This window comes from Amaricoccus sp., assembly GCF_036846665.1.
Lineage (GTDB): Bacteria > Pseudomonadota > Alphaproteobacteria > Rhodobacterales > Rhodobacteraceae > Amaricoccus.
Genome location: NZ_DAIUBO010000416.1, coordinates 1 through 1,563, shown reverse-complemented (window position 1 = coordinate 1,563; position 1,563 = coordinate 1). Strand labels below are relative to the sequence as shown.

2 protein-coding genes are annotated in these 1,563 nt (G+C 61.4%); both read left to right on the top strand.

What is annotated here, in order from left to right:
- Positions 1–1,353, top strand: a 1,353-nt coding sequence (locus tag V7050_RS20975) for a site-specific DNA-methyltransferase (protein ID WP_324375817.1), incomplete at its 5' end; no start/stop codon positions are given.
- Positions 1,354–1,364: 11 nt separating this feature from the next.
- Positions 1,365–1,563 (top strand): hypothetical protein (locus tag V7050_RS20970; protein WP_324411280.1); only part of this gene is annotated, 199 nt, incomplete at its 3' end.

Sequence of the window (1,563 nt, the reverse complement as noted above, 5' to 3'; positions counted from 1 at the left end):
ATCTACATCGACCCACCCTACAACACGCGCTCCGCCTTCGAGCACTACGACGACAACCTCGAGCACACGCAATGGCTGGCCATGATGTGGCCCCGGCTGGAACTGCTCCGCGATCTTCTGGCCGAGGATGGCTCGATCTGGGTGTCCATCGACGACAACGAGGGGCACTACCTAAAGGTCATCATGGATGAGGTGTTCGGGCGACGAAATTTTATCGCCAACACTCTCTGGCAGAAGGTCTTTTCGCCGAAGAACACTGCGCGCCATTTTTCAGATGATCACGACCATATCCTCGTTTTTGCCAGGAATGCCGATAAGTGGGTGCCAAACCCCATGCCGCGTTCCGACCGCATGAACAAAGGCTACAAGAACCCGGACAATGATCCACGCGGCCCTTGGACTTCCGGCGACGTTTCCGCGCGAAATTTCTACGGTGCCGGAAGATATGCGATTACCTGTCCCAGCGGCCGGGTGATCGCAGGTCCTCCGAATGGCATGTATTGGCGCGTGTCGGAGGAGCGGTTCTGGGAGATGGACCGCGACGGCAGGATCTGGTGGGGCAAGGACGGCAACAACACTCCGCGCATAAAGCGCTTCCTTGCGGAGGTGAAGCAGGGAGTCGTACCCCAGACTTTGTGGATGAACAGTGAGGTTGGAAACACCCAAGAGGCCAAGAAGGAAGTCGTAGCTCTGTTCGGTGAAGTAAATTTCATGACTCCGAAACCCGAGCGCTTAATTCAACGCATCATTAACATTGCAACCGATCCGAACGACCTTGTGCTCGATTCCTTCCTCGGGTCCGGCACAACCGCCGCCGTCGCTCATAAGATGGGCCGCCGATACATCGGCATCGAAATGGGCGAGCATGCCCACACCCACTGCGCGCCGCGCCTGCAGAAGGTCATCGACGGTGAACAAGGCGGCATTTCGGAGAGCGCGGGTTGGAAGGGCGGCGGCGGTTTCCGCTTCTACCGGCTCGGCCCTCCCGTCTTCGACGAGGAAGGCCACATCCGGCAGGACATCCGCTTCCCGGTGCTGGCGGCGCATGTCTGGTTTTCCGAGACCGACCGACCGTGGGATGGCAGTGGCGACAGCCCGCTGCTCGGCATCCATGACGGCCGCGCCCATGCGCTGCTCTACAACGGCATCCTTGGCGACAAGAGGCCGGGCGGCGGCAACGTGCTGACCCGCGCGACCCTCGCCCTGATCCGTGAGGATATCGCCAAACTGGCACCGGACTTCGATGGCCCGCTGACCGTCTATGGCGAGCAATCCCGGCTGACGCCCGCGACGCTCGACCGTGAGCGCATCACCTTCAAGCAGACGCCCTACGACGTCAAAGCGCGGGCCTGAGGGGGCATCTGATGAAACTGAAGCAATACCAGACCGATACTCTCTCCGTTCTCCGCCGCTTCTTCGAAGAGGCGCGCGTGGCGGGCCCGAAGGGCGCGTACGAGGCGATCACCAGGGAGCCGGACCAGGCCAAACGGCTCGGCCGGTACTGCGGCACCTACACGCCGCTCGCCGAGGTGCCGGTCGTTCCCTATGTCTGCCTGCGCCTGC